Raw genomic sequence first — 25,373 nt, forward strand, 5'->3', positions numbered from 1 at the left:
CTGTGCCTGATCTTATAACCTGGTACTAAGACTTGGCTTGAGTTCATTATAATCCCTTTCTGTACAAAAAGAAAAGAGAGGAAAAGCCGGAATAGAGCTATTTCGGCGCATAACGCTTCTCCAGCTCTATCCGGCATTCTCTTGGGGACTTTTCTCGTATACTAAAAACCGATTGATTTGCCATCTACCGCCAGCATGGCTTCTCCAATAATCTCGGAAAGGGTCGGATGGGCATGGATAGCTTCGCCGATCTCCCAAGGGGTAGCGTCCAGCAGCTGCGCCAGCGCCGCTTCGCCGATGAGATCGGTCACATGCGGTCCGATCATTTGAACACCGAGAATATCCCCGCTGCTGCGGTCGGCAACGACTTTGACAAAACCGTCCTTCATCCCGTAGACGATAGCTTTGCCGATAGCCGAGAATGGAAATTTCCCGGTCACGACATCATGGCCGAGATTCTTGGCCTCTTTCTCTGTATATCCGACACTGGCCACTTCCGGCCGTGTGTAGACACAGCGGGGAACCTGATGGATATGATAGGGATGGAGCTTCTCACCTGCCAGGTGGTTCACTGCGCGAATACCTTCATGGCTGGCGGCATGGGCCAGCTGCAGGCCGCCGATGCAGTCGCCGATACCGTAGATATGCGGCTCATTCGTCTGCATGTTAGCGTTAACCTCGATCACACCTTTATCGAAGTGGATATCGGTATTTTCCAATCCAATATTTTCGATATTGGCTACTCTGCCGACAGACACCAGCAGCTTCTCTGCGGACAAGCTCTGGCTCTGTTCCCCCTTGCGGGCTTCAATGGTTACGCCGTCCTCCGTTACCACACAAGTCTCAGCATCCACAGTTGTCCCCGTTAGAACTTTGACCCCGCGTTTTTTGAGCAGACGCAGCAGCTCCCGGGCAATTTCCTCGTCTTCCAGCGGCAACAGCTGGCCAGCGGCCTCGACCACAGTCACCTGTACACCGAAATCAACCAGCATTGAAGCCCACTCCACACCGATTACTCCACCGCCCACAATAATGATCGAAGACGGCAGTTCTTCAAGCGTCAGCGCTTCTTCACTGCTCAGAATAACCTTGCCATCCGGTTTAAGTCCCGGCAGCACGCGGGGGCGTGAGCCTGTAGCGACAATAAGATTGGATGAGACTACAGTCTCCATCTCGCCATTCTCCAGTTCCACCGCCACAGCACCGCTGCGCGGGGAGAAAATCGAAGGCCCGATGATCCGGCCTTTCCCTTTGAGGACCTGGATTTTATTCTTGCGCATCAAATATTGCACGCCCTCATGCAGCTGTTCCACCACAGCTTCCTTGCGGCGCTGCACCTTCGGGAATACCAGCTGTACGCCTGTTGTTTCGATGCCATAGCTTTCGCTCTCATTTATCTCAGCATACACTTCTGCGCTGCGCAGCAGCGACTTACTTGGAATACAGCCACGGTGCAGGCAGGTGCCGCCCAGTTTGTCCATTTCGATGACGACAACCGACTTTCCCAGCTGGGCCGCGCGGATCGCCGCCACATAACCTCCGGTTCCACCGCCCAGTATCGCCACGTCACAGGATATTGTCATGATATGTATCCTCCAGTCATTACTCATAAGTTCTGCATAACCTATTACATTGTACTCTCTTTTATGCCCATTACAAACTTATAATCGTCATGTATTCATGGACTTTTTCCTGGTGAAGCGTTATCATATGGGGGAATCCAAAGGGCTGCGAAGGAGATGGAACCCTCATGAAACTGCTGATTTCACGCTTCATTGCCATCCTTATTCTGGTTATTCCCGGCCTGCTGGCCATGACGGGCTTCCTGATGATGAAAGATGATATTTTCAACTATATCTCCATGCATGGCGACGATGCTGTGACACCGGATTTTGCCTGGCTGCACTTTGGCGGGGGGCTGCTGCTCTTCTTGGCCGGGATGAGCTTTCTCGGAGGCTGGATTCTGACGCGTGACCGTAAAAAGAACTATGTCGGCCCGCGGTTCAGAGAAAAGCAAAAAATCCAGCAGCCGCCTGCTACGAAAAGTAATCCTTAACTTTAAATGACTTAGATCACTTAACCAGGCATTTCCGAAGACATTCGGAGATGCTTTTTTTGATTCTATGAATCTCTTAGGAAATAAGGTATATTTTCCCTGTAACTTATTTCAATCAGGGAGTGGTATGTCTTGCTGCATCAACAACAGGCCCCGGCACTGGACAGCAATGCGATTATCGTATCCGGCGCAGGCAAAACATTAAATCAGACAAAGATCATCCGCAGCGTTTCTTTCGCTGTGCCTCATAACAGCATTTTCGCCATCATCGGCCCGAACGGAGCGGGCAAAACAACCCTGCTGCGTCTCATCATGGGTCTCTTGACTCTGGATGAAGGAACAATTACTTATTCCAGTGATGCGCAGCAAATCTCGGTATTGCTGGAGAATGATTATCGAGACCAAAACCGGGCGTGAAAACATCCGTGATTTCTGCATCTATTTGGACGTAAGTCCGGCGTTGGCTTCTACGATGATCGAACGATACGCTGCTCTTCTGCAGCTCGAAACCGCACTTGATAATAAAGTGGCTACCTATTCCAAAGGCATGAAACGAAAGCTGTCGCTGCTGATTACGCTGCTGAAGGATTCCCCCATTCTGCTGCTGGACGAGCCTACCTCCGGTGTCGATCCCGAATCAAGACTGGTCATGCGCAGTGTCCTGCGCGGTTTGAAGGATGAAGGCAAAACACTTATCCTTACCTCTCACGATCTGGCGGAGGTTCAAAAAATCAGCGATTGGATCACCATCCTGATCGGCGGTTCCATTGTTGATATTATCCATAATCAAGAATTCTGCGGTGATTTGGAGCAACGGTTCTTCACTGTACTTAAGGAGGCTAGATAATGAGGCTGCATCCGGTAAACAAATTGAATATCAAGGATCTCCTGAGAACCCCCTCCTATATTGCCATGCTCCTGATCATGATGATCTTGCCGTTTAACTCCCTGCTGCAAATTCTGAGAACCAACACCGGCCCGATGGCCTTTATTCCGGTCTATATTTACCTTGTCCTCAACGTCTCGATTTATCTCTTTCTAAATATGCTTTCCCTCAGTCTAATTGTTATCTCCGAAAAAACCTCGGGGCGCTGCGAATATTATCTTGCCAACAAGGTCGATATCCGCCAGCTAACCGCTTTATACAGCCGCTCCGCCTTTGTGCTAAGCATTGCTCCTATCCTGCTTTTTAATGCCCTCGTGTTTGGCTATGCCCTGTTTGCCCGGGAAGCGGTGCTGCTCCATCTGTTCCGGAATGTTGCTTTTGTGATATTTGCCGCGGCTTATCTCCTGTTTACCTATGCCGCCACCGGAACATTGACGCTGATCTCCATGCTCTCCAAGTCCCCCGAGCGGGTAAGGACTTTCCTTTCGGTCAGTGCCGTTCTGTTTGTGTTTGCCGCCTCACTGCCCGGCACATTTATCCGCAAGCTCGGGATTACACAGGATGGTAACGCCATCCTTTGGATTACCGGCTGTATGCTGCTTCTCCTGGCTGCACTCTGCACCGCTGTACGCTCCTCTCTAAAAGGGAAGCTAAGCAATGAGAGCATTATATTATCCTATAAACAGTAGCTCCATTTTTCAGAAAAGGCAAAAAAAGCAGCAAGCCCGCCGCCCCAGTTCCACTGCCTGCCGGGATGGCGTATCTTGCTGCTTCTAGTTAGGTCGTTCTGATTCTGGACTGTCCCCTTACATCGCTGCCTCATCCTTGGCACCCCGAACCAGTTCGCTGTACAGTCCGCCTTGCTGCAGCAGTTCGTCATGTGTGCCCTGCTGCAGCAAACGTCCGCCCTGCAATACCAGGATACGGTCCGCCGCATGGATGGTGCCCAGTCTGTGGGCGATCACGAAGCTGGTCCGGCCTTTCATCAGCGCCTGCAGCCCTTCCTGAATCTTGATTTCAGTCACCGTGTCAATGCTGCTGGTCGCCTCATCCAGCACCAGCATGGAAGGATTGGCGAGAATCGCTCTTGCGATCGCCAGCAGCTGCTTCTGCCCCTGGCTGATCCCGCTGCCGTCCACGGAGAGCATCCGCTCGTAGCCGCCGCGCATCCGCATGATGAAGGAATGGGCATTCGCCAGCTTCGCCGCCTGCTCCACTTCCTCGTCCGTGGCGTCCAGCCTACCGTAGCGGATATTGTCGCGGATTGTGCCTTTGAACAAGAAGGAATCCTGCAGCACAAAAGCCATCTTGCTGCGCAGACTTTCCCTGCGGATGGACGAAAGCTCCATGCCGTCCAGCGTAATGCTTCCTTTGCTCGGATCGTAGAACCGCGATAAGAGGCCTATCAGTGTTGTCTTGCCGGCCCCTGTAGGTCCGACGAGGGCGATCATCTCGCCCGGCTTCGCTTCAAAGCTGATATTCTGCAATGTATCGGCGCCTCCGTCATAGGAGAAAGAGACGTCCTTGAACGTCACCGCCCCCTCTACCTGATCCAGCGATACCGCTGCGCCTTCATCCTTGGCTTCAGTCTCTTCGTCCATAACCTCAAACACCCGCTCCGCCCCGGCAATCGCCGACAGCAGTGTGTTCCACTGGTTCGCCAGATCATTAAGCGGCCGCGTAAATTGACGTGTATACTCCACAAAGGCGATGATTACACCGACAGTGACCAGGCCGCGGATCGCCAGCAGGCCCCCGACACTGGCAACGATGGCAAAGCTCAGATTGTTCAGCCCATTCATCAGTTTGGGAATGAAGCCGGAAATGGACTGCGCCCAATACCCCGACAGCATAATCCGCGTATTGCGTTCTCGGAAACCGGAAATGACCCGTTCCTCCTGCGAGAACGCCTTGATAATCCGCTGTCCCGACAATGTTTCTTCTATATAGCCGTTGAGCTCGCCCATGCTGCGCTGCCGCTCCTTGAACAGCGGACCGGTACGCCGCGTTATCCAGCGCATCCCCAGCGTCATCAGCGGCACTACAATGAATGTCAGCAGCGTAAGCAGCGGGCTGAGCCATAGCATGACACCCACGGTGCCCAGCAACGTGAGGACACTGGAGAAAATCTGGATCGCCGAGCTGTTCAGTGTGGAGCTGATATTCTCGATGTCATTGGTCAGGCGGCTCATAATTTCGCCCTGCTGCCTACGGTTGAAGAAGGAAATCGGTAGACGGTGCAGGTGCGCGAACAAATCGGTGCGTATGCGGTAGATTGTCTCCTGGGCAATTTCGATCATCCAAATATTTTGCAGCCAGGAAGTTAATGAATTGAGCATATATACAAGTGCAAGGGTAATGAGGAAGGTCCCCCAGGTTCTGCCCCCCGATCCTTCCAAATAATGATCGACCGCCCGGCTGATCAGATAAGGTCCAAGCAGCGCCAGACCGGAGCTGAACAGCACCATCAGAAGCACGAGGAACAGCTTGGCTTTGCGCTCAGCAAGATAACTCCAGATCCGTTTCAGCGTAGCCGACCAATTTTTCGCTTTCGCTTGGGGCTTGCGGCTCGAGGCCGCCCCGAAGCTTCTCCCCTCTCCAAGTCCCAGATCCAGCTTTGGATGCTTGAAAGGTTCAATTAATGCTTTGAACATGATGCACCGCCTCCTTGCCCTGGGATTCATAAATTTTCCGGTAGAGCGAAGAGTCGGTCATAAGCTCTCCATGGGTACCTTTGGCGATTAAATGGCCTTCATCCAGCAGCAGGATCAGGTCTGCCGATACCGTGGAGCTGATCTTCTGGGTAATAAGAAAGGTTGTGCAGGACATATGCTTCAGTTCCTCCAGCAAAAGACCTTCCGTTACTGCATCTAGCGCACTGGTGCTGTCATCCAGAATGAGTATCGCCGGCTTTCGCACAAGCGCCCGGGCAATAGTCAGCCGCTGCTTTTGCCCGCCGGACAGATTGACCCCCCGCTGCCCCAGCATGGTGTCATATCCTTGAGGAAGACCTCTCACCGTTTCGTGGATTTGCGCCGCAGCAGCTGCCCGCTCGATCTCTTCCCGGGTTGCGTGCTCATTCCCCCAGGCAATATTGTCACGTACCGAGCCGGTGAAGAGCAGTACTTCCTGTGGCACATAACCAATCGCTCCCCTCAGCTTGGCAATGTCCAGCTCCGAGCTGTCCACACCGTCAATTGAGATCACCCCATGGTTCTGCTCATATAACCGGGGAATCAGTCCGACCAACGAGGATTTCCCGGAGCCGGTAGCCCCCATAATCGCCACCCTTTCTCCAGATTTCACCTTAAAGGAGATCTCTTCCAGGACTGCGATCTCGCTCCCCGGATAACTGAAGCTGACATTCTCAAATTCAACCTCACCCTGTATAGCATCCGGTCCGGTATAGTCACTGCGTCCAGAAACGCCACGCTTATGCTCATTGGTCTGTACGGCTTGCTCCGCCATTACATCCGGAACTGCATCTGCCGACATCACTTCCGCCACCCGCTGCGAAGAAGCAATTGCACGCGAGAACGTAGCCATGATCGAGGACAAGGCTGACATAGCACCTATCGTGCGTAACGAGTAGTTAATGACCGCCACGGTCTGTCCCAGGGTTGCTTCCCCTGCAGAAATCTCAATCCTTCCAAACCATAAAACCGCCATAATCCCCGAGTTGACGATCAGCATAATCAGCGGAGCTGTTGTCTCCGTCAATCGGAGTGCAGCTACAGTCGACTTCATCAATTCCCCGCTGAATGAAGCGAAACGGCCAATCTCATGGCCCATACGTACAAACACACGAATTAAGCGGATGCCGGTCAGATTCTCCTGAATAACGCCGTTTACCCCATCAAGCCGGACTTGGACGCTGCGAAACAAACCTGATGACCTGCGTATCACCCACGCCAGGAACAGAATCAGCACCGGCAATGTCACCGTCAGCAGCAGCCCCAGCTTCACATGCACGACCAAAGCCATGATCACACTGCCCAAGACAACAAGCGGCACCCGGGTCATAAACCGCAGCCCCATAAATATTGTATCCTGCAGTTGGGTCACATCTCCGGTAAGACGTGTAATCAGCGACGAGGTCGGAAAACGGCTGAACACTTCATAGGTGAAGGACTGCACCTTCTCATACAGCTTGTCCCTGAGATCAAAAGCAAATCCCTGACTGGCATGAGACGCAAAAAAAGAGCTGAGCACACCCGCCGCAAACGCTATAATCGCGCTTACTGCAAGTACACCGCCCCACAGCCAGACTACTGAATTATCCTTCTCCCTGATCCCATTATCGATAATTTTGGAGATCAGCAAAGGCTGCGACAGTTCCACCGAAAGCTCGATAAGCATCATTACCAGGGCGGCGATTGCCGCCACCCGGTATCTTTTGAGATAAGAAAAAATTAAGTTCATCGACGTTACCCCATTTGTTTATTCGTAGAGCGCATCCCGCAGGCGGGTGGACATAGCCGAACCCTGTCCCGTCTTGAGTATCACCCGCCGCAGCGCCTTGTTGCTCCGGTTCATTTCTGCTAATTCATCAAGCATTTCCGTCAATAAACTTTGCGTTTCCGGGGACAGTTCCCCGCTCTCCTGAAGTGCCGCCATTCTCTCCTTATAATGCTCCATTTTCTCCGTCAACTGCCAAACTTCCTTTCTGTCAAGGCTTCTCCTGTGGAAGTCCATAATTGCGTATATTATAACATATCACCAGGGAAGCACACTTTAAAGCGGTTGCTGAAATTTAAAAACACGATGGCAATGATTTCACTGGCAAGTTCAGCCACGAGTATGATACTCTAATAAAGTCGCATTTTTCGGTACACTATTACACAGGTTGAAGAACGAAAGGATAGATGGACGTGGCACAGTTGTTTTTCAAGTATGGAGCAATGAACAGCGGCAAATCCATTGAGATTCTCAAGGTAGCCCATAATTACGAGGAGCAGGGCAAGTCGGTGCTCATCTTCACTCCATCCCTGGACGATCGGGACGAGGTCGGGTATATTTCCTCCCGTATCGGACTGCGCAAGCAGGCCATAGCTATCGATGAGAACACAGATATATACAGCATAGTCAGCAGCAATCTGCCGAAGCCCCACTGCGTGCTGATCGACGAATGCCAGTTTCTGACCAAGGACTGCATTCTCCAGCTTGTGCGTATTGTGGATGAGCTGAACATACCGGTAATGGCCTTCGGACTAAAAAATGATTTTCAGAACAACTTATTCGAAGGCAGTAAATATATGCTGATCTACGCGGATAAAATTGAAGAGATGAAGACGATCTGCTGGTTCTGTGAACGGAAAGCCACAATGGCGCTGCGTGTAGAGAACGGCCAACCCGTATACAGCGGCAAGCAAATCCAGATCGGCGGCAACGAAGCTTATTATCCGGTCTGCCGCAAATGCCACAAGAATCCGCCCTTGTAAATATAAAAGCATTCCAGCCTCTTCATAAAGAGCCGGAATGCTTTTTTTGGTTTAGACCGAAGACGATTGGATCTCCTTCAGCGCCCTATGTTCGTCTTCCCTGCTCACAAACAGCTCATGCTGCGCTGCCAGGTTCCCCCCATAATTTGCACGGTTGGTTGCAGCCCGCATGCCTCCATTAATCTTGGAACGGTGACGGATACCCGCTGCGGTAAGACGGCTCTTCACTCTGAAATACTGGGCCTGATCAAATGTAGTGAAGAGCAGAGTTCTCTCCCGCGGAACAAAGAAATGCAATATGCCCCTTAAAAAGCCCATTTGCGTACTCCTCCTGTTCCAACCTCTCACTCACATCAACTGCAGCCGCAACTAATTCAAGTAACGCTCGTTCAGCACATTCAAATGATGAAGTTCATGTCCGATAATGAGGCAGGCCTGTGCTCTAACCGACATTGCTGTCGAATGAAACATTCCTCTCCGGGTCCAGGCGTCTTCCGGCAGACTGTCCAGCAGAGCCAGCGTAGACTGGCGGACCAGTTTGTACTGGCTGACGAGTTCCTGAAGAGTGAAGCGGTCAAAATCACCTGCGGCCACATAATCATTTTCCTCGTACCCGGGCAGCGGTGCTTGTTCTCCTCTGGCAAAACAAAGCAAGCGGTAAGACATAATCAGGTCATTGTCGGTCAGGTGGCCAATCATCTGCTTAATGCTCCACTTCTCCGGTGCATAACGGTAGTTCCCCTGCTCTTCGCTTAAGGCTCCCAGCAAATCAAAAAAGCTTCCGGATTGCTCCCTCAGAATGGCTGCCAAATCTCCGTCAGCTGGCACTAGAGCGATATATCGCTCCTGAACCTCAAGATACTCATTTTTTTCCGGTCGCTGATTCATCAAATAATACCTCTTTTCCAACAATATTAAGAAAAATTTGGTGAAAAGAACAAAATCTTATTGTTGTATTTTAGTTCATTAGGTATAATATTTGCAAGATTAAAGGTTGAGTTAATCTGACCTTCGGGAGTGTCGGTATGCTGGATTCTGTACTTTTTATTGTGTTTTCGGTACTCGAAAGTACCGCATTATTTTATCTGGCATTTAAGATATTCAAGATTGATCTTTATCCGAAGGAAATGGTTTTTGCTGGTTTAATTATGGCTTTCTTCTCTTATGTCATTCGAGTGAATAACGGTTTTGCAGGGATTGATGTATTTACCCAATACCTGCTTGTTTTTCTCTTTTTATGGCTGCTATTTCGAATTCATGTTTTTTACGCAGCTATTATGACAGGTATGTCCTACCAGCTCTACATGCTTATCCAATCTATACTATATTTGTTAATGAGCACTTCAGGAATTACAGATTTTAAACTTCACTCAATATCGATAGGAGTATATTTAATGCAGACGCTATCTGCCTTGACAGCATTCTCTATCGGACACTATATTGGGAGAAAAAGGATAGGTTTTGATTTTGTTCCGGACAAGCCCGAAGAGAGAATCGTTTTAGGACATCAGGAAAAAGTCCTCTTTACATTAAGTCTACCTTCTATTCTTATTGTTTATTTAATGATTTATGTTTCTGAGAATTCCTCTCAGTTATTTATTCTCATCCCTCTCGCTTACGCTGTGCTTTTGTTCGGATATTTAAATTTCTCGATCAAGAAGAACCGTGGTGATGAATTTTGAACAGTTTGGCTATTAAAATTTCAGCCGCAATAAAGCGGGCCAATCCAGAGGAAACCTGTTCTGAAGAAATTATGCAGTATGCCTTGAATATTATTTTAAACACTCTTCTAACCATCACAGCTTCCCTTGTCATTGGCGGGTTGTTAAATAATTTCACTGAAACCTTGATTTTTTATATATGTTTTAGCATACTACGCATATGTTCAGGCGGTTTTCATTTACGAACGGCGACTGCCTGCAATATTGTTACTACATTAATTTGTGTTCTCACCCCATTTCTTTTGAATTTCACTGGATCTTCACTTTGGATAATAAATGCTTTTAGTTTAATCATTATGTTTTTATTTGCCCCAAACCCGGATAAAAATGCCCAAATTCCGCTCAGATGGTTTCCCGGTCTGAAGATGGCTTCCATAGCACTTGTTGGTTTTAATTTTATTATTGGTTCGTCTGTCATCGGACTGGCTTTTCTGGTTCAGTCCTTAACAGTAATTCCATGGAAAGGGAGGTTGAAGTTATGAAGTCATACATTGCGAAACAAGCATCCTCAGCTCTTGAGGCTTCCGCACGATTCTTTGTCTCTGTTATGAAAATTGGTTTACACAGCCCTGAAGCACCAAAAGAATTGCGGAAGTAATTAAACAAGGATGGGGAAAACATGCGTGTCTTACAAAACGACGGCTCCTCCCTGGACATCCAGGAAGAAGAGATATTGTATTTTTCCAGCTACAAAAATGCAATATTCGTCCATACGAAAGAAGGCGAATTTGTTCTCCCCACTACTCTTTCCGATCTATTGGTTGCTTATAAGGGTAAAGGATTTGAGCGTCTTGACCGCAGCAATGTCGTGAGTCTCAGCAATGTGGACAGTTATGATGCGGAGCGGAAGATCGTTCTTTTTAATCAAGGAGAACAATTTGCCACTGTATCTGAGTCCAATGAAGCCCGCCTCAAAAAACATTTGGCAGGACGCAAAAAAGATTCCTCGCAATAAGAGAACAAAGGCAGCATCAAAAAGCAGTGATCCCGGTGCACATTAGCACTGGGATCGTTGCTTTTATTCAACATCCTTCGACCCAATCCTTCATTTTCCCATATCATTCATTTTTTGTAAAGGGGAATTCACCCTGTGAATACCAGGAGACGGATTTCTTTCCAAATGGTACCATTTAGATAGATTACTATAATTTAAGTCATTCTAAATAACCGATGGAGGAATCTAATGGATTATTACTTTCATCCTTCTCCGCGCCCCTCATCCCTTGAAATGTTATCTGACGAACAGTTATTGAACATCTATGAATTGGCGGTGGAGGCGAAGGCTTCGCCTGATTTTATTGAAATTATTAAAAATGTACTGAACGGGAGAAAATTAACGGGCTCAGAGCACCTGGATGCTTGATGCTGCTATAATCTCAGCATATTCTTACATAGTTTCTGCTTTTTGGAATAGACCTTGCCCGATAAACAGCAAAGAAGCCATCCTCACTTTAATGTGCAGGATGGCTTCTTTTATTGGGATGATTAATGATTAGATAAAGGAGAGTACTTCAGGACTACTCGATGAATTCTGTCTTGAAGACGTTGTCGAGCTTTCCGCCCAGTCTTTTTTTGAGAGGCACCTTGATATCCCGGCCCAGTTCTTTGAAGAAGGTTTCGATATCGCACTTCACATTCTGTGCCATGGCGATTATGGTTCCGTCCCCCACGATATTCTGGTTCACTTCGAGAGGCACGTCCACTTCGATATCATATTTCTTAGTCAATGTTTTGATGTATCTCGCAAAGATCTCCAGCAGCTCTTCGTTGTTGAAATTTTCGATTGCCGCTTTTCCCTTGCTGGTAAATTTCATGTTAACTCTCATTTGAGATATCCCCTTTTCTGTGTAACCATTTTTGTTGTTGGTTTATGGATCAAGATGAATAGATGGCTGCAAGAAAGGGCAACATTATTCATTTTTGAAAACAATAGAACGGACGCACGCTCATTTAAACGCACCCTTAACCTGCTGCACCTTAAATTGGGTAAACTCCTTAAGTGCCTGGATAACCTCGTCCTGCTCCTCATCCTTCAGCTCATAGATGCATTCCCGCAGCCACTCGCCGAAGATATAGGCCTGTCGGCCTTTTCGGGGCTGCTTGCGGAGTGAATCCAAATTGCCTTCAAATTTGTCGTTGAGCACATCAGTAAGGTTATATTTCTCAATTTTTTCTATTACCATTCCTGCCCCATATTCCGTTTCATAAACGATGACCTCATCGGAATCAAACGAAACGTACGAAGTTTCTTTCCCTTCCTTGGACCGAAACTCCTTCAGCTTGTTAAATGCCGTCTCATATATATAATCCTGGGACTGATTAAGGACAGGCAGCTTGTAGCCCTGCTTAAGTGTCTTGATGTATTCAATATCCGGCATATAGTCGGCCAGATGATACATGCGGTTCTTAAGATCCGCTCCAAGCGCTTCAATGATCTTATCCAGGTTATCTTTGAGAGGAATACTTTCCCCGCGTTCAATCTTGCTGAGCTGAGAGTAACTGATGCCGCTCTTCTCTTCCAGTCCTCTTAAGGTCAACCCGCGTGCTTTTCTGAAGTGCCGGATAAAATCCCCCAGCTCATCAGGATAGTTATCGAAATCGTTCATGGGAGTCACCTCTACCTATATCATAACACAAGATAACACTTTGTGTTTCAATATAACAATTAATCCCTAAAATACTTGCTGCTTATTTAAGCATTATTCTTATTTTAGCGTCATGCTTTACCGATAAAACATTTATATGGTAAATAATTCTTTGATTTGGAGGAAATACCCATGAAGTCCATCCCCTCAATCTCAAGTAACGTTAACACTAATACCGCAAACCAAACCATTGCTTCCCCCCGTGGCAAGGAGATCCAAAGCTTATTAAGCCAAAAAAGCAAATTAAATGAAGAAATCAGCGCGGTTAAGGCCGATAAAGATTTGGACACGAAGATGAAGGCCGAACGGGTTCAGTCCCTGAGGACCTCAATCCAAAACATTGATACCCAAATTGCCGAGCTCAAAGCCCAAGAAATGCAAGAAAAAGCTGAACGCAACCGGCCCGAGCAGCAGGACAGCAAACCAACGTCAACAGACAGCTCTGCAGCAGTGCTGGACGTTGTTTTAAAGAACAGCACGACTTATGACCGCCTGGGCAAGCTGGTGGGCCTGAGCAAGAAGCTGGAAGGCTCTATAGATCCGTTAAAGAGCGAATCCAAGATGGAGCACGACAGACTGGCTAACAACCCTACCAAAGATATCGGCAGATACGAAATGCTGGAGAATGCAGAATATACCGTCCTGCAGACCAAACGGGAACGGATACTGGATATCCGCTCTACCATACATAACATCGATCAAAAAATTGGCGATTTGGTTTCCGAGCTCAAAGAGGATAACTCCCGCTTGTCACAAGCAAATAAAGCCGTACCGGAAATTTCCGGACTTGAGGAAGATACGGACAGTGATATGAAAGATACCAAAGACAGCACTTCGAAAGACAAATCCCTCTCAGGAGACGGAAAATCTGCTGGGGATGATGCCGGAGCTTCCGGGGCGGTAAAATCAATTGACGTACGGGTGTGACGGCTTTCGAGGAGATTAACAAGAACCGCTATTCACTTTGATTGGTTAATCAAGTGAATAGCGGTTCAGCTAGACTAAGATTTATTTCATTGAAGATTTCAACTAAAATTCTGATCAAAACATATATTAGTTTCACATTTAATTTTGTACCATTTACCACCATAGCCCTCGTTTTCTTGTACAACCAGTCTATTTCCGCATCGTAGGCAATTCTTTGTTACGCTGCTATCTAACTTATACTCTTTAACATATTCTTCGGCATGTTCTACCTCTTTGATTTCTTGTCTAAGTGCTTGGTCACTGATGTCGAATTCTTTCATGTCTCCTCTACTAGCATGTATAGATCGGCCAAACGCACCAAACCCTCCAACCAATTCGTGATGATGAGTACTAATCCGTCCTCCACCTCTTTCAAACAACTTGATGATTGGCTCATATGTATCATGAAATTTAATAGCAATCGGGTCGCCGGCATCAAGCAGAATGCACCATTGAATATAATTGGAGCAAATCATTTTTAAAACCGTTAAATTTATCGGCTCAAGATTAGGACAAATTTTAAACAGATTATCAAAATCGAGAATCTCCATTTCATTATTAATGATTTTCGCCATGCCTGCAAAAATACTAACGCCTTCAATAGACATAAATTGTAATAAAACACCAACTCTACGATAGTATTCAGCGATAAGTGTAGCGTCTGCAGTATATTCACCTTTGGACCTTACATCTTCATACCTTTTATTAGAGATATCTATATAATACTTAGCATCAATATTGTTAATTCGATTTACGGCTCTTGTATAATGACTCTTCATAATAGCTCCCTTACTTTGAACAGTTATTTTCTAAACGTTCGTTCATAATCTTCGAAACGGATCTTTCTAATTTGTTTACGGTCAGTTGTTCTAACAATGATTCCTTCTGATTTGCCTGTTGCCTCGATCCCCACTTGCGTATTTTCGAACTTTGTTAAGTAAGAATATGTATTCTCAAGAGAAGTTGGAAATTGGGAACCCTTGATGGTTTCCAGAAGGGGGGCGGACTGCAAATCCATGCGCTCCACAAATCTCTTCTTCTCAATCTCATTATAAAAAGGCTGATTACCATGATCTCGCCACTCCGCAATTTTCTCCTGCGATAACTCTAGTAGTCTATCTAATTCATCCTTATCCAAGGAGAACACATCAAATACACGATACCCTTGAGTTCTTCTGTCAGAATAGTTCTTGGAAGCTTTAGTTTTTCCTCCATAAGATTCCTGATAAATTACGGTTAATGCCCAGTCACCCTGTGAAAAGATATCTGCTGTTACTTTCTCTGCTAACGGTTTAAGGAATTCCGCAATGTTCCCGTAAGGATTACCGATTCTGTCTCCTTTTGCATATAACAATTCTTCTCTGGAACCAATCAGATAATCAACTTCGTTATAATCATTTTTAAATAGAATGATTCTTGAATTTTCACCATCTACTTTTTCGTAAACAAAAACATCGTCTGATTCTGAGAAGCCTTTGGATTCAGTTAATACATCATTCAAGCGACCACGTTCACCTAATTGATGATAGGTAAGAATGCTTGGGTACTTTGTTAAAGAATTAAATTTCTTCAAATTCAAAATACAACTTCCTCTCTCAATGAAAGTATTATTCAAATAGTTTATCCTGATCCGCAGCTTATCCGCTACCAAACGCCATCTCAACAGGCGAGATCATATTGTTCTAAGTTGTATTTTTCAATTTCACGAACAACTTTAATGCGAAATGATTGAAGTTGGTTGTAAACAGTGTTACTCTATCAACGGTAAACTCAAAATTTATGATCTTCAATACATCTATTAATAGTCACTAATTTAGTTATAAAGAAAGGTAATACTATGATAAAAGTTGATAATTTATCCTTCTCATTTCCGCAAAAAGAACTATATAAAAATATTTCATTTACGTTAGAAGAGGCACAACATTGCGCTTTTATAGGAACAAGTGGCAGTGGGAAAAGTACACTGATAGATATACTGATGGATCCAGAAAGATATATTTTCGATGGCATGTTAGAGATGGACCCAACTTGCACAATTGGGTATGTAAGTCAGTTCTCGCAACTGGACAAATCTAAAGAAACAACAGTTTTTGAATATATAGGAGAAGAATCTATTAAGATCCAAAATGAAATAAAATCTATTTGCACTGAAATGGAAACATCATCGGATATTGATTCGTCACTAGAAAAGTATCAATTAGCTTTAGACGCATTTGATTCAATTGGCGGGGATGATTTTGAAAGCAATGTTAATAAGAAACTAAATCTAGCAAACCTCATGAAGCTAAAAGATCTTAGGGTATCCGACCTGAGTGGCGGGGAATTCAAACTTATTCAAGTGATGAAGGAAATGCTTAGTAGTCCAGACTTAATGATTATGGACGAACCAGATGTATTTTTAGACTTTGAAAACCTAAATGCGCTTAAAAATCTTATTAATTCCCACAAAGGAATGCTGCTAGTTGTTACGCACAACCGATATCTATTGAATCATTGTTTTAACAAAATTATGCACCTTGAAAACATGGAGATCCAAGAGTTTAATGGGCGATATATTGATTATAACTTCTCATTACTTCAAACTAAAATTGAGTTACAAGAACTCACAATCGCTGAGGATGAAGAAATTGAGAGAAACGAGAGCATAATCATTAATCTTAGAAATATCGCAACTTACAATTCAGAAGCATCTAGAGGGAAAGCGCTAAAAGCTAGAGTTAAATTTCAAGAAAGATTGGAAGCGCGTAGAATTAAAGCGCCATTCGTAGATATTAAGCAACCGAATATCACTTTAGGTATTGATAATGAAATTGAAGACACCGTTGTTGTAAATGTCAATAATTATAGTGTTTCCTTTGATGAATTGCTTTTAGAAAATGTTAACTTTGAGATAAAATCTACTGATAAAGTAGCTCTTATCGGTTCAAACGGTACTGGGAAAACGACTTTACTCCGAGAAATCTTTAATAATAATCATGATTCAATTGAAATAAACACTGATGTTAAAATGGCTTATTTATCTCAGCTTCAAGGCGAAATGCTAAAGGATTCTAATACAATACTGGAAGAATTCATCGATGCTGGGTTTAAAACTTATGAAGAGATAAGATCGTATATTTCAAACTATGGCTTTGAAGGAGAAATCGTTAATCAAAAGATAGAATCTTTATCTGGTGGAGAAAAAAATATGCTTCAATTGGCTAAAGTTTCTGCCAGTAAAGCAAACGTATTGCTTCTTGATGAACCGACAAGCCATTTAGACACCTATACACAAATAGCACTGGAGAAAGCCATTGAAGACTATAAAGGTGCGATTCTCATGATTTCTCATGATTTCTATTCTGTGGTAAATGGTATGGATTATGTTTTAATCATTGTCGATAAGACGGTTAGAAAAATGAGTATGCGAAAATTCAGAAAGATGATTTATGCTAGTCATTTTGATAGAGACTATTTAGAAACTGAACAAAAGAAAAAATCAGTTGAAATGAAAATAGAATTGGCTTTAAAAGATACTGATTTTGAACTTGCAAAAGTATTGGTTGATGAGCTAGAAGAGCTGATTAAGTTGCTTTAAACTACAACCTTCTGGATTGAAATGATTACAACAATAAAGACACTGATGAATAGGATCTCAGTGTCTTTTTACTGCATTCATTTCTGAATAGCTCTTGCTGCTAGAAAATCATAAAATCCCCTTACCACTCACGCTCACTGATCCTAACCCTTTCAAGAAACCTTATGCTCAATCCGCAGCTTGTCGGCTACCATGGCAATAAATTCTGAGTTAGTCGGCTTGGATTTGGAGATATTAATGGTATAGCCGAACAGGTGGGAGATGCTGTCGATGTTGCCACGGGTCCAAGCCACTTCAATGGCATGACGGATCGCGCGTTCTACGCGTGAAGGCGTGGTCTTGAATTTCTCGGCGATAGCCGGATAAAGTGTCTTGGTGATAGCACCGAGGATTTCGATATTGTTGTACACCATCGTAATGGCTTCACGTAAATACTGGTAACCCTTAATATGGGCCGGAACGCCGATTTCATGAATGATTGAGGTAATGTTGGCATCCAGATTTTTGCCTTTGGAGAGCGGCACAACATTGTTGTTATTTCTGGAGCCGGAATAATTGGACATGCTGGAGGAGGAGCTCATACTGCCTTGGGTACCGACAAGCTGACGCACACGATTGGCCAGAACCTCCATATCAAACGGCTTAAGAATATAATAGGACGCGCCAAGCTGCACAGCTCTTTGAGTGATGTTCTCCTGCCCAAAAGCAGTCAGCATAATGATCTTCGGTTGCGGATTCAAATCCATATCACGCAGGCGTTCCAGGACGCCAAGTCCATCTAAATGCGGCATAATGATATCAAGAATTAGCACATCCGGAACTTTACGTGCCCCGCTAAGCATTTGAAGCACTTCTTCACCATTATAGGCTATGCCCGTAACGGTCATGTCTTCCTGTTCCGTAATGTATTCGGCAAGCAAGTTCGTAAATTCCCTGTTATCATCGGCCAACAACACTTCAATATTCTGCACTGGCTGCTTCCTCCTTATTAATAACTGCTATTCGAAAATAACATTTATCTTGTCTCCCTTACATTTTCGACATGCAGTTTGAATATCCTTCTGTCGAAAATTATTTTTCTTTATTTTTTTTCGGCGTTGGATTATAATTAAATATTTTGTTTCATGTTTCGATCTTTCTCGCTTAGCTTCGACAAAAAAATCTTAAGGCTAAACCGCCTTAAGATTGTAGGGAGCAATATTGCTCTGCTGAGCCACACCAGAGTCTTTCAGCATCCATTCGATGAAGCAGCCATAACCTGACTTCGGGTCATTAACAAATACATGGGTCACTGCGCCGATTAAACGGCCATTCTGCACAATCGGACTGCCGCTCATGCCTTGAACGATTCCTCCGGTTTTGTCGATCAGACGGGGATCGGTAATGCGCAGCACCAGACCTTTGGTTGCCGGGGTCTGCTGATGGGCAACATGGATGATCTCCACATTGAATCGCTCGACCTGCTGTCCGTCAACAACTGTAAGAATTTGCGCGGGCCCTTCCTTGACTTCACTGCTCATAGCAATCGGTATCGGCTGCTTATATAGGCTGTGCTCCGGATTGCGTGTCATTTTGCCAAAGATCCCGAAGTCCGTATTGCTTTGAACATTGCCAAGCACTTGGCTTTCTTTTAGAAATACAGCACGTTTCTCGCCGGGATCACCGTCCTGGCTCTTGGAGATTGATGTCACACTGGACTGGACGATGTGACCGCTGCCGACGACAATCGGTGTTCCGGTATTCATGTCCGTAATGACATGGCCCAGAGCGCCATATACGCCCTGCTCAGGAGCATAGAACGTTAAGGTTCCGACACCGGCTGCTGAATCGCGGATGTACAGTCCCAATCTCCATACCTTGTCATTACGGTCATAAGCAGGCTTAAGCTTCGCTGTTTGCTCTTTCCCGTCACGTTTGTACACAATGGTCAGCGGCTCATTTGCCATTCCTGCACGCTCCACAAGCTTGGCTACCTTAGATACCTCGTCCAGCTTGTTCCCGTCAATCGAGATCATCAGATCACCCGGCACCAGACCACTGTTCTCTCCTGGTGAAAGCTTGGACTGCTCGGATACTTCAATAAGATGATGGCCCACAACCAGAACACCTGCAGACTTCACTTTGACGCCAATCGTCTGGCCTCCAGGGATGACTTTCAGCTCCCCGTCAATTCCTTGTACCGGCTTGTCAGGCGGTATATCCAGCGGTGATGCATAGGCCTGGAGAGATCCCGTCATTCCTGACATGCTGAGAAAGAAGGCAAATAAAAGGCCGGGCATTAACTTCCTGAGGTTCGGCTTCAATGGCTGTCACGCTCCCTTTTGCTTCTTTCGCTTGACGAAAAAGGTGGTCGCCAATTGCGTACCTATAAGATAACCTTGCCCCCAGGCTTTTATTACTGTCAATCATTGTCCCGCTTACCCTACAGCTGCTTTGCTGGCCTCGGCCAGACCAAGCATCTCCTGTGCGTGATGCAATGTTTTTTCGGTAATTTCCACACCGCCCAGCATTCGGGCCAGCTCCATCACCCGGCCTTCCGCTGAGAGGGACTCCACTTCGGTCATCGTGCGTCCGTCCTCGACTTTTTTGCGAATTAAATACTGATGATCGGCCATGCAGGCCACCTGCGGTAAATGCGTAATTGAAAAGACCTGGCAAGAAGATGACAACCTGAACAGCTTATCCGCTATGGACTGGGCAGCCCGGCCGCTGACACCGGTATCCACTTCATCAAAGATAAGAACCGGAATCGCATCAGTCCGCGCGAATATGCTCTTCATCGCCAGCATAATCCGCGACAGCTCCCCGCCTGAGGCAATCTTGCCCAGCGGTCTCAGCGGTTCTCCCGGGTTCGGAGAGATCATAAATTCGGCGCTGTCGATCCCCTGTCGGGTCAGACGGTAACGCCGCCCCTGATGTTCGATACCCCGGGGGTCCTCCAGAGGTTCCAGCTTGACCTGCAGCGAGGTCCGTTCCATCTGCAGATCCTTCAGTTCACCTTCAACCTGGGTAGACAGATCCGTTGCACACTGACTGCGAGCAACGCTGAGCTTCCCGGCTGCCTCCATTAGAACGTTCAGCAATCCATCGCGCTTCTCGGTCAGCTTCTCTATATATTCGTCTTTATTCTCCAGAAGATCGGTCTCCCGCTCAATCTGCTCATAATAAGCCAGAATCTGCTCTACACTTTCCCCGTATTTGCGCCGCAGGCCGGTAATCTGATCCAGGCGGTTTTCAATTTCCTCCAGCCGGACCGGATTGAACTCGATTTCCTCACGATAGTCACGCAGCTGGAACGCAGCATCCTCAAGCTGATAATAAGAGGACTGCAGCTGATCAAGCACTGCCCGGAGACCCTTTTCATCATAACGTACCGCGTCCTCCAGCTTCGAGATCACGTTACCAATTGATTCCAATCCCTGCCTGTCATACAGCAGCTCGTATGCGCCGGATACGGAATCCATCATTTTCTCGCTGTGGGATAGTTTGACCCTTTCTTCAGCAAGTAATTCATCTTCTCCGGGTTTTAATCCTGCAGAAGAAATTTCCTCTAATTGAAAGCGGTACAAATCGAGCATTTGGTAAGCCTTCTGGCTTGATTCCTGCAGCTCCCGCAGTTCTTTCTCTACTTTGGCAAAAGAGGAATATTTCTCTTGATAATCAGCCTTAAGAGGGCCAATCACGGCATCTCCGTATGTATCCAGCAATCCCAGGTGACGATCTGCCTTCAGCAGGTTCTGGTGCTCATGCTGCCCGTGAATATTGACCAGCTGTTCGCCGATCTCACGCAGCATGCTGAGATTCACCATTTGCCCGTTGACCCGCGAGGTGCTTTTGCCAAGGGAGGTGATTTCACGGCGGATAACCAGATGCTCCTCCCGGTCGGCTCCGATGCCAAGACGATCAAGGGTTTCCCATACCGGATGGCTGGCGGGTAAGCTGAATAACGCTTCCATTTCTGCCTTCTCACAGCCGTAGCGGATCGAATCCGCTGATCCTCGTCCGCCTGCAATAAGTCCAAGCGCATCTATAATAATCGATTTACCTGCCCCGGTTTCCCCTGTAAGCACATGAAAACCGGGATAAAAATGCACATCCACCGCTTCAACAACGGCAAGATTGCGGATCGACAAGGTTTCTAACACGAATACAACACCTCCGAAAAGATGATCACTGAGTTTTTTTGATTAAGAGATATAACCCATAATTTGCGAAATAACATCTTTGCTGTCCTCTGGCTGACGGCAAATAATCAGAATAGTGTCGTCACCGGAAATGGTGCCCATAATTTGCGGCCAGTCAATATTGTCGATCAGAGCTGCTACTGAATTGGCAGTACCCGGAAGACATTTCATCACCACGAGGTTGGCGGAGAAATCAATATGAACAAAGTTATCCACCAGCACGCGCTTCAGCTTCTGAATCGGGTTGTAGCGCTGGTCGGTAGGAAGAGAATATTTGTATCTGCCGTCATCCATCGGAACCTTGATCAGTAGCAGTTCCTTGATGTCACGCGATACCGTAGCCTGAGTGACCTGGAAACCGGCGTCGCGCAGTGCTTCCACCAGATCATCCTGCGTTTCAATATCCCTCTGTGTAATAATTTCACGTATCTTAATATGCCTGTGTCCCTTCATTATTGCCTCCCGTATTTAAAAAATGAACTTTAATTCGATTCCCCATCATCTTTGCCAAGATTGATGAGATGTATGGCCGAAGCAGACGTGTTAACATACAGAACACCGCTGCACTCGGGATAAATCAGCAGATAAGGCAGCAGGGTATCCCGAAGGCCGCTGCCGGTAAACTCCAGCCCTTTGCGCGGGCGGGATAAAATCACCAGGTAAAAATTGTCCTCTTCTTTACTGGCAACGTAGTCAATGAACAGCCTGCTGTACATCGGAGACCCGTCCACCTGAAAGGATATCGGAATCTTCAGTTTGCCACCAATCACCTCATATCCAGCCGCCTCCAGCAGATCTATGGCAGGATGGGGCAGAATGTCTTTATTGAGGGGCAGCCGGTCCTTGATGAACGAACGCGGAGAGCTCTGCAGCCATATAAATATCCGGTAAATCAGGAAGATCGATACCGCCACTCCAATGAGTATCATAACCACTTTATCAGAGCTCGCCAAAGCAATCACCTCGGTGATTTATTCGCTTGAGGATCGCTGAAATCCTGCTTGTCGTACTTAGACCGTGGTTATTTGTTGCTGAACTAGCAAAAGAAACTCATCGTTTCTTCGATGAGTTTCCAGTGGTATTGGCAGTAAATGTCGCCGCCGCTTCCTTAATTACGGCATCAGCAAGCTCTGCAAACGAAGTCCCCGGGTCCGTTGCCGATACTGTTTCCACAGCTTCCGGCAGCAGCTTCCAATGGGCCAGAAATTCGATATTTCCTTCTCCGCCAGTAATCGGTGAGAATGTCAGACCTTCCAGCCGGTAGCCCAGCTCTGAAGCCATGGTCAGCACATTCACCAACACCTCTTTATGAACGGCCGGATCACGCACCACTCCTGATTTGCCTACCTTTTCACGGCCAGCCTCGAACTGCGGCTTGATGAGTGCGGCGATGTCCGCAGGGCGGTTAACCAGCGCTTTGAGCGGCGGGAGAATGATTTTGAGCGAGATAAAAGAGACATCTATGCTCGCAAAATCAGGCACCGGCCCGATTAGATCAGGCGGAGTCATGTACCGGAAGTTGGTCCGTTCCATCACGCTGACCCGCTCATCATTGCGCAGACCCCAATCCAGCTGGTTATAACCGACATCGACCGCATAGACATGGCTTGCACCATTCTGCAGCGCGCAATCGGTGAACCCTCCGGTAGAAGCGCCAATATCCAGCATGATTCTCCCGGTCAGTTCGATACCAAACTGGCGGAGCGCCTTCTCCAGCTTCAATCCCCCGCGGCTGACATAAGGGTGCACAGCACCCTTGACCTTCAGGGTTGCACCTCGCGATACCTTCATGCCCGCCTTCTCGATCCGTTCTTCATCCGCAAGCACCAGGCCGGCCATAATGGCAGCCTTGGCCTTCTCGCGGCTTTCATAAAAACCTTGTTCTACTAACAGTACATCTATACGTTCTTTAGGGTGTTCCATGTTCATCTCCCGATCATTGGGCTCCCAATTTCAGCTTCCTTCATTCAGGAAGTAGAAGTCGTCTTGTAAGTATATTTGCTTAATGCCTTCATTGCCTTAATGCGTCCGCACAGCGCTTCCACGGTAAGTCCCGTCTCCTGGCGCTGCTCTTTAATCGAACCGTGTTCAATAAACAGATCCGGCACACCCATTAAGTGAACGCGGGCATCATAAATTTCATGTTCGGCATAAAATTCAAGCACAGCACTGCCCAGAGAACCGGCTTGGCTAGCTTCCTCCAGCACTACCATGCTGGTTGCGGCATGGGCAAGCTCAAGCAGCATAGAATTATCGAGCGGTTTCAGGAACCGCGCATTCACAACGCCTACCTGGATCCCTTCACGCTTCAGAATCTCCGCCGCTTCCTCTGCTACCTGGACCATTGGTCCGCAGGCCAGCACCGCATAATCATCGCCCGGGCGCAGACGCTCCCAAGAGCCGATAGGCAGGCTGCGCAGCTCGGCGTCCATTTGAACTCCGGTTCCGTCAATCCGCGGATAACGGTAGGCAATCGGACCGTCGTTGTACTCCAGCGCCGTCTTCATCATATGGCGCAGCTCATTCTCATCCTTTGGCATCATCATGACCAGATTCGGAATATGGCGCATAAAGGCAATATCATACACCCCTTGATGCGTCTCGCCGTCAGCGCCGACGAAGCCGGCGCGGTCAATCGCGAACATTACGTTGGCGTTATGCCGGCAGATATCGTGAACGATCTGATCGTACGCCCGCTGCATAAAGGTCGAATACACGGCAAATACCGGCTTCATCCCTTCCATTGCAAGTGCCGCACAGAGTGTCGCCGCATGCTGCTCGGCGATCCCGACATCAATCATCCGATCCGGAAACTCCTTGGCAAACGGGAATAAACCCGAACCCCCAGGCATCGCCGGGGTAACGGCAATGAGGCGTTTATCCTCATGACCGAGTTCAATCAGCGTCTGCCCGAATACTTCAGTGTACATCGGATTGCCCACAGCCTTTAGGGACTGTCCGGACTCAATCTTGTAAGGAGAAATGGCATGCGATTTATAGTAATCGGTTTCAGCCGGTTTATAACCTTTGCCCTTAGTGGTCAGCACATGCACCAGAACAGGTCCGGACACATTATCCGCCTGATGGAAGGTATCAATCAGCTTCTCCAGATCATGCCCGTCTACAGGTCCAAGATAGGTAAAGCCCAGTTCTTCAAACAGCACTCCGGGAACCATCATATATTTAAGACTATCCTTGATCTTCTCAACGGTCTTGGCCAGCTTGCCGCCGATCGCCGGAATCTTCTTCAGGGATCTTTCAACTTCATCTTTAGCCCGCAGGTAATGGCGGTCGGAACGGATTTTACTCAAATAATTGTGCATCGCCCCGACGTTGGGAGCAATGGACATTTCGTTGTCATTCAGTATGACCATCAACTTGCGTTTCTCATGACCGATATGGTTCAAGGCTTCAAAAGCCATCCCGCCGGTGAGCGCGCCATCGCCAATCACAGCAATTACCTTGTTGTCTTCGCCCTTCAAATCGCGGGCCATAGCCATGCCCATCGCAGCTGACAAAGAGGTGCTGCTGTGCCCGGCTTCCCATACGTCATGTTCGCTTTCCGAGCGCTTTACAAAGCCGCATAGCCCATCACGCTTGCGCAGCGTGTCAAACCGGTCCTGGCGGCCGGTCAGTATCTTATGCACATAAGCCTGATGTCCTACGTCATATATCATTTTGTCCCGGGGACTGTCATAGCAATAGTGCAAAGCCAGTGTAAGCTCCACTACCCCCAGGTTGGATCCGAGGTGCCCGCCGGTTACAGTAAGCTTCTCGATCAGAAACCGGCGGATTTCCTCCGCAAGGGTAGCCAGCTCCTCGGTTGACAAGGATTTAAGTTGCTCCGGATCATTTATTTGTGGAAGCAGCACGAGTATTCCCCGCTTTCCTAGATGT

29 protein-coding genes are annotated in these 25,373 nt (G+C 47.0%); 12 read left to right on the forward strand and 17 right to left on the reverse strand.

Features of this window, described 5'->3' with window-relative positions; all coding sequences use genetic code 11:
• Positions 1–161: 161 nt before the first annotated feature.
• Positions 162–1,583, reverse strand: a complete 1,422-nt coding sequence (gene lpdA / locus ACQ76X_RS02445) for a dihydrolipoyl dehydrogenase (protein WP_438491265.1) — start codon at positions 1,581–1,583, stop codon at positions 162–164.
• A 167-nt stretch (positions 1,584–1,750) separates the two neighbouring features.
• Between lpdA and ACQ76X_RS02450 the strand changes: the two genes are divergently transcribed.
• The 4 genes from ACQ76X_RS02450 to ACQ76X_RS02465 all read left to right on the forward strand — a co-directional run bounded on the left by ACQ76X_RS02450 (position 1,751) and on the right by ACQ76X_RS02465 (position 3,631).
• Positions 1,751–2,056 carry a DUF2627 domain-containing protein gene (locus ACQ76X_RS02450; protein ID WP_038594760.1) on the forward strand — a complete coding sequence of 102 codons (306 nt, stop codon included), beginning with the start codon at positions 1,751–1,753 and terminating at the stop codon, positions 2,054–2,056.
• Positions 2,057–2,188: 132 nt separating this feature from the next.
• The gene (locus ACQ76X_RS02455; RefSeq protein ID WP_438491267.1) at positions 2,189–2,473 is read left to right on the forward strand and encodes an ATP-binding cassette domain-containing protein; all 285 of its coding nucleotides are present in this window, start codon (positions 2,189–2,191) and stop codon (positions 2,471–2,473) included.
• Complete coding sequence (locus ACQ76X_RS02460) at positions 2,445–2,903, forward strand: AAA family ATPase (RefSeq protein ID WP_438491268.1); 459 nt, start codon at positions 2,445–2,447, stop codon at positions 2,901–2,903. Before ACQ76X_RS02455 ends, ACQ76X_RS02460 begins: the two co-directional genes overlap by 29 nt.
• Positions 2,903–3,631 carry a hypothetical protein gene (locus ACQ76X_RS02465; RefSeq protein WP_438491270.1) on the forward strand — a complete coding sequence of 243 codons (729 nt, stop codon included), beginning with the start codon at positions 2,903–2,905 and terminating at the stop codon, positions 3,629–3,631. Before ACQ76X_RS02460 ends, ACQ76X_RS02465 begins: the two co-directional genes overlap by 1 nt.
• A 117-nt stretch (positions 3,632–3,748) precedes the next feature.
• Here the strand turns inward: ACQ76X_RS02465 and ACQ76X_RS02470 are convergent, their stop codons facing one another.
• Genes ACQ76X_RS02470 through ACQ76X_RS02480 form a run of 3 tightly spaced genes read right to left on the reverse strand, consistent with a single transcriptional unit; the run spans position 3,749 to position 7,592 of the window.
• Positions 3,749–5,596, reverse strand: a complete 1,848-nt coding sequence (locus ACQ76X_RS02470; RefSeq protein WP_438491272.1) for an ABC transporter ATP-binding protein — start codon at positions 5,594–5,596, stop codon at positions 3,749–3,751.
• Positions 5,577–7,364, reverse strand: a complete 1,788-nt coding sequence (locus ACQ76X_RS02475) for an ABC transporter ATP-binding protein (RefSeq protein WP_438491274.1) — start codon at positions 7,362–7,364, stop codon at positions 5,577–5,579. Before ACQ76X_RS02475 ends, ACQ76X_RS02470 begins: the two co-directional genes overlap by 20 nt.
• Before the next feature lie 18 nt (positions 7,365–7,382).
• Positions 7,383–7,592: a hypothetical protein gene (locus ACQ76X_RS02480; RefSeq protein ID WP_038594769.1), complete on the reverse strand. Its 210-nt coding sequence runs from the start codon at positions 7,590–7,592 to the stop codon at positions 7,383–7,385.
• Positions 7,593–7,813: 221 nt separating this feature from the next.
• On the opposite strand from ACQ76X_RS02480, the gene ACQ76X_RS02485 reads away from it, so the two are divergent.
• A complete protein-coding gene (locus ACQ76X_RS02485) occupies positions 7,814–8,383 on the forward strand; it encodes a thymidine kinase (protein ID WP_076108911.1) in 570 nt (189 codons plus the stop codon).
• Between the two features lie 51 nt (positions 8,384–8,434).
• Here the strand turns inward: ACQ76X_RS02485 and ACQ76X_RS02490 are convergent, their stop codons facing one another.
• Positions 8,435–8,701, reverse strand: coding sequence for a hypothetical protein (locus ACQ76X_RS02490; RefSeq protein ID WP_438491276.1), 267 nt, complete (start codon positions 8,699–8,701; stop codon positions 8,435–8,437).
• Between the two features lie 51 nt (positions 8,702–8,752).
• Positions 8,753–9,271, reverse strand: a complete 519-nt coding sequence (locus tag ACQ76X_RS02495; RefSeq protein WP_438491278.1) for a DinB family protein — start codon at positions 9,269–9,271, stop codon at positions 8,753–8,755.
• 137 nt (positions 9,272–9,408) lie between these two features.
• On the opposite strand from ACQ76X_RS02495, the gene ACQ76X_RS02500 reads away from it, so the two are divergent.
• From ACQ76X_RS02500 to ACQ76X_RS02520, 5 genes are all read left to right on the forward strand, one after another.
• Positions 9,409–10,065, forward strand: a complete 657-nt coding sequence (locus tag ACQ76X_RS02500; RefSeq protein WP_438491280.1) for a hypothetical protein — start codon at positions 9,409–9,411, stop codon at positions 10,063–10,065.
• Entirely contained in the window at positions 10,062–10,586 is a 525-nt protein-coding gene (locus ACQ76X_RS02505) for an accessory gene regulator ArgB-like protein (RefSeq protein WP_038594909.1), read from the forward strand. The genes ACQ76X_RS02500 and ACQ76X_RS02505 overlap by 4 nt, the downstream gene beginning before the upstream one ends.
• The gene (locus ACQ76X_RS02510) at positions 10,583–10,702 is read left to right on the forward strand and encodes a cyclic lactone autoinducer peptide (protein ID WP_156130936.1); all 120 of its coding nucleotides are present in this window, start codon (positions 10,583–10,585) and stop codon (positions 10,700–10,702) included. Before ACQ76X_RS02505 ends, ACQ76X_RS02510 begins: the two co-directional genes overlap by 4 nt.
• A 21-nt stretch (positions 10,703–10,723) precedes the next feature.
• The gene (locus ACQ76X_RS02515; protein ID WP_341094748.1) at positions 10,724–11,059 is read left to right on the forward strand and encodes a LytTR family DNA-binding domain-containing protein; all 336 of its coding nucleotides are present in this window, start codon (positions 10,724–10,726) and stop codon (positions 11,057–11,059) included.
• 228 nt (positions 11,060–11,287) lie between these two features.
• The gene (locus ACQ76X_RS02520; RefSeq protein ID WP_342436334.1) at positions 11,288–11,467 is read left to right on the forward strand and encodes a sporulation histidine kinase inhibitor Sda; all 180 of its coding nucleotides are present in this window, start codon (positions 11,288–11,290) and stop codon (positions 11,465–11,467) included.
• Between the two features lie 154 nt (positions 11,468–11,621).
• Here the strand turns inward: ACQ76X_RS02520 and ACQ76X_RS02525 are convergent, their stop codons facing one another.
• The gene (locus ACQ76X_RS02525) at positions 11,622–11,930 is read right to left on the reverse strand and encodes a hypothetical protein (protein ID WP_038594912.1); all 309 of its coding nucleotides are present in this window, start codon (positions 11,928–11,930) and stop codon (positions 11,622–11,624) included.
• Positions 11,931–12,050: 120 nt separating this feature from the next.
• Complete coding sequence (locus ACQ76X_RS02530) at positions 12,051–12,710, reverse strand: helix-turn-helix domain-containing protein (RefSeq protein ID WP_038594913.1); 660 nt, start codon at positions 12,708–12,710, stop codon at positions 12,051–12,053.
• A gap of 171 nt (positions 12,711–12,881) precedes the next feature.
• On the opposite strand from ACQ76X_RS02530, the gene ACQ76X_RS02535 reads away from it, so the two are divergent.
• Positions 12,882–13,676 (forward strand): FlxA-like family protein, encoded by a 795-nt coding sequence (locus ACQ76X_RS02535; RefSeq protein WP_438491284.1) that lies wholly within the window; start codon positions 12,882–12,884, stop codon positions 13,674–13,676.
• A gap of 98 nt (positions 13,677–13,774) precedes the next feature.
• Here ACQ76X_RS02535 and ACQ76X_RS02540 read toward each other — a convergent pair whose 3' ends face one another.
• Together ACQ76X_RS02540 and ACQ76X_RS02545 are read right to left on the reverse strand one after the other, a co-directional pair.
• The gene (locus ACQ76X_RS02540) at positions 13,775–14,494 is read right to left on the reverse strand and encodes a hypothetical protein (protein ID WP_438491286.1); all 720 of its coding nucleotides are present in this window, start codon (positions 14,492–14,494) and stop codon (positions 13,775–13,777) included.
• A 23-nt stretch (positions 14,495–14,517) separates the two neighbouring features.
• Positions 14,518–15,294 (reverse strand): RNA ligase family protein, encoded by a 777-nt coding sequence (locus tag ACQ76X_RS02545; RefSeq protein ID WP_438491288.1) that lies wholly within the window; start codon positions 15,292–15,294, stop codon positions 14,518–14,520.
• 258 nt (positions 15,295–15,552) lie between these two features.
• On the opposite strand from ACQ76X_RS02545, the gene ACQ76X_RS02550 reads away from it, so the two are divergent.
• Complete coding sequence (locus tag ACQ76X_RS02550; protein WP_438491290.1) at positions 15,553–17,292, forward strand: ABC-F family ATP-binding cassette domain-containing protein; 1,740 nt, start codon at positions 15,553–15,555, stop codon at positions 17,290–17,292.
• A 152-nt stretch (positions 17,293–17,444) separates the two neighbouring features.
• Here ACQ76X_RS02550 and spo0A read toward each other — a convergent pair whose 3' ends face one another.
• The 7 genes from spo0A to dxs all read right to left on the reverse strand — a co-directional run bounded on the left by spo0A (position 17,445) and on the right by dxs (position 25,348).
• A complete protein-coding gene (gene spo0A, locus ACQ76X_RS02555; RefSeq protein ID WP_076108893.1) occupies positions 17,445–18,263 on the reverse strand; it encodes a sporulation transcription factor Spo0A in 819 nt (272 codons plus the stop codon).
• A gap of 198 nt (positions 18,264–18,461) precedes the next feature.
• Entirely contained in the window at positions 18,462–19,538 is a 1,077-nt protein-coding gene (gene spoIVB, locus ACQ76X_RS02560) for a SpoIVB peptidase (RefSeq protein WP_438491602.1), read from the reverse strand.
• A gap of 171 nt (positions 19,539–19,709) precedes the next feature.
• Positions 19,710–21,437 (reverse strand): DNA repair protein RecN, encoded by a 1,728-nt coding sequence (gene recN / locus ACQ76X_RS02565; RefSeq protein ID WP_438491291.1) that lies wholly within the window; start codon positions 21,435–21,437, stop codon positions 19,710–19,712.
• A gap of 42 nt (positions 21,438–21,479) precedes the next feature.
• Positions 21,480–21,929, reverse strand: a complete 450-nt coding sequence (gene ahrC / locus ACQ76X_RS02570; protein WP_341379201.1) for a transcriptional regulator AhrC/ArgR — start codon at positions 21,927–21,929, stop codon at positions 21,480–21,482.
• Between the two features lie 29 nt (positions 21,930–21,958).
• Positions 21,959–22,429 carry a hypothetical protein gene (locus ACQ76X_RS02575; RefSeq protein WP_438491293.1) on the reverse strand — a complete coding sequence of 157 codons (471 nt, stop codon included), beginning with the start codon at positions 22,427–22,429 and terminating at the stop codon, positions 21,959–21,961.
• 97 nt (positions 22,430–22,526) lie between these two features.
• Positions 22,527–23,399 (reverse strand): TlyA family RNA methyltransferase, encoded by an 873-nt coding sequence (locus ACQ76X_RS02580; protein WP_438491295.1) that lies wholly within the window; start codon positions 23,397–23,399, stop codon positions 22,527–22,529.
• 44 nt (positions 23,400–23,443) lie between these two features.
• The gene (dxs, locus tag ACQ76X_RS02585; protein ID WP_438491297.1) at positions 23,444–25,348 is read right to left on the reverse strand and encodes a 1-deoxy-D-xylulose-5-phosphate synthase; all 1,905 of its coding nucleotides are present in this window, start codon (positions 25,346–25,348) and stop codon (positions 23,444–23,446) included.
• Positions 25,349–25,373: the final 25 nt, after the last annotated feature.

It is taken from the genome of Paenibacillus sp. IHBB 3054 (assembly GCF_051594305.1).
Classification (GTDB): domain Bacteria; phylum Bacillota; class Bacilli; order Paenibacillales; family Paenibacillaceae; genus Paenibacillus_AQ.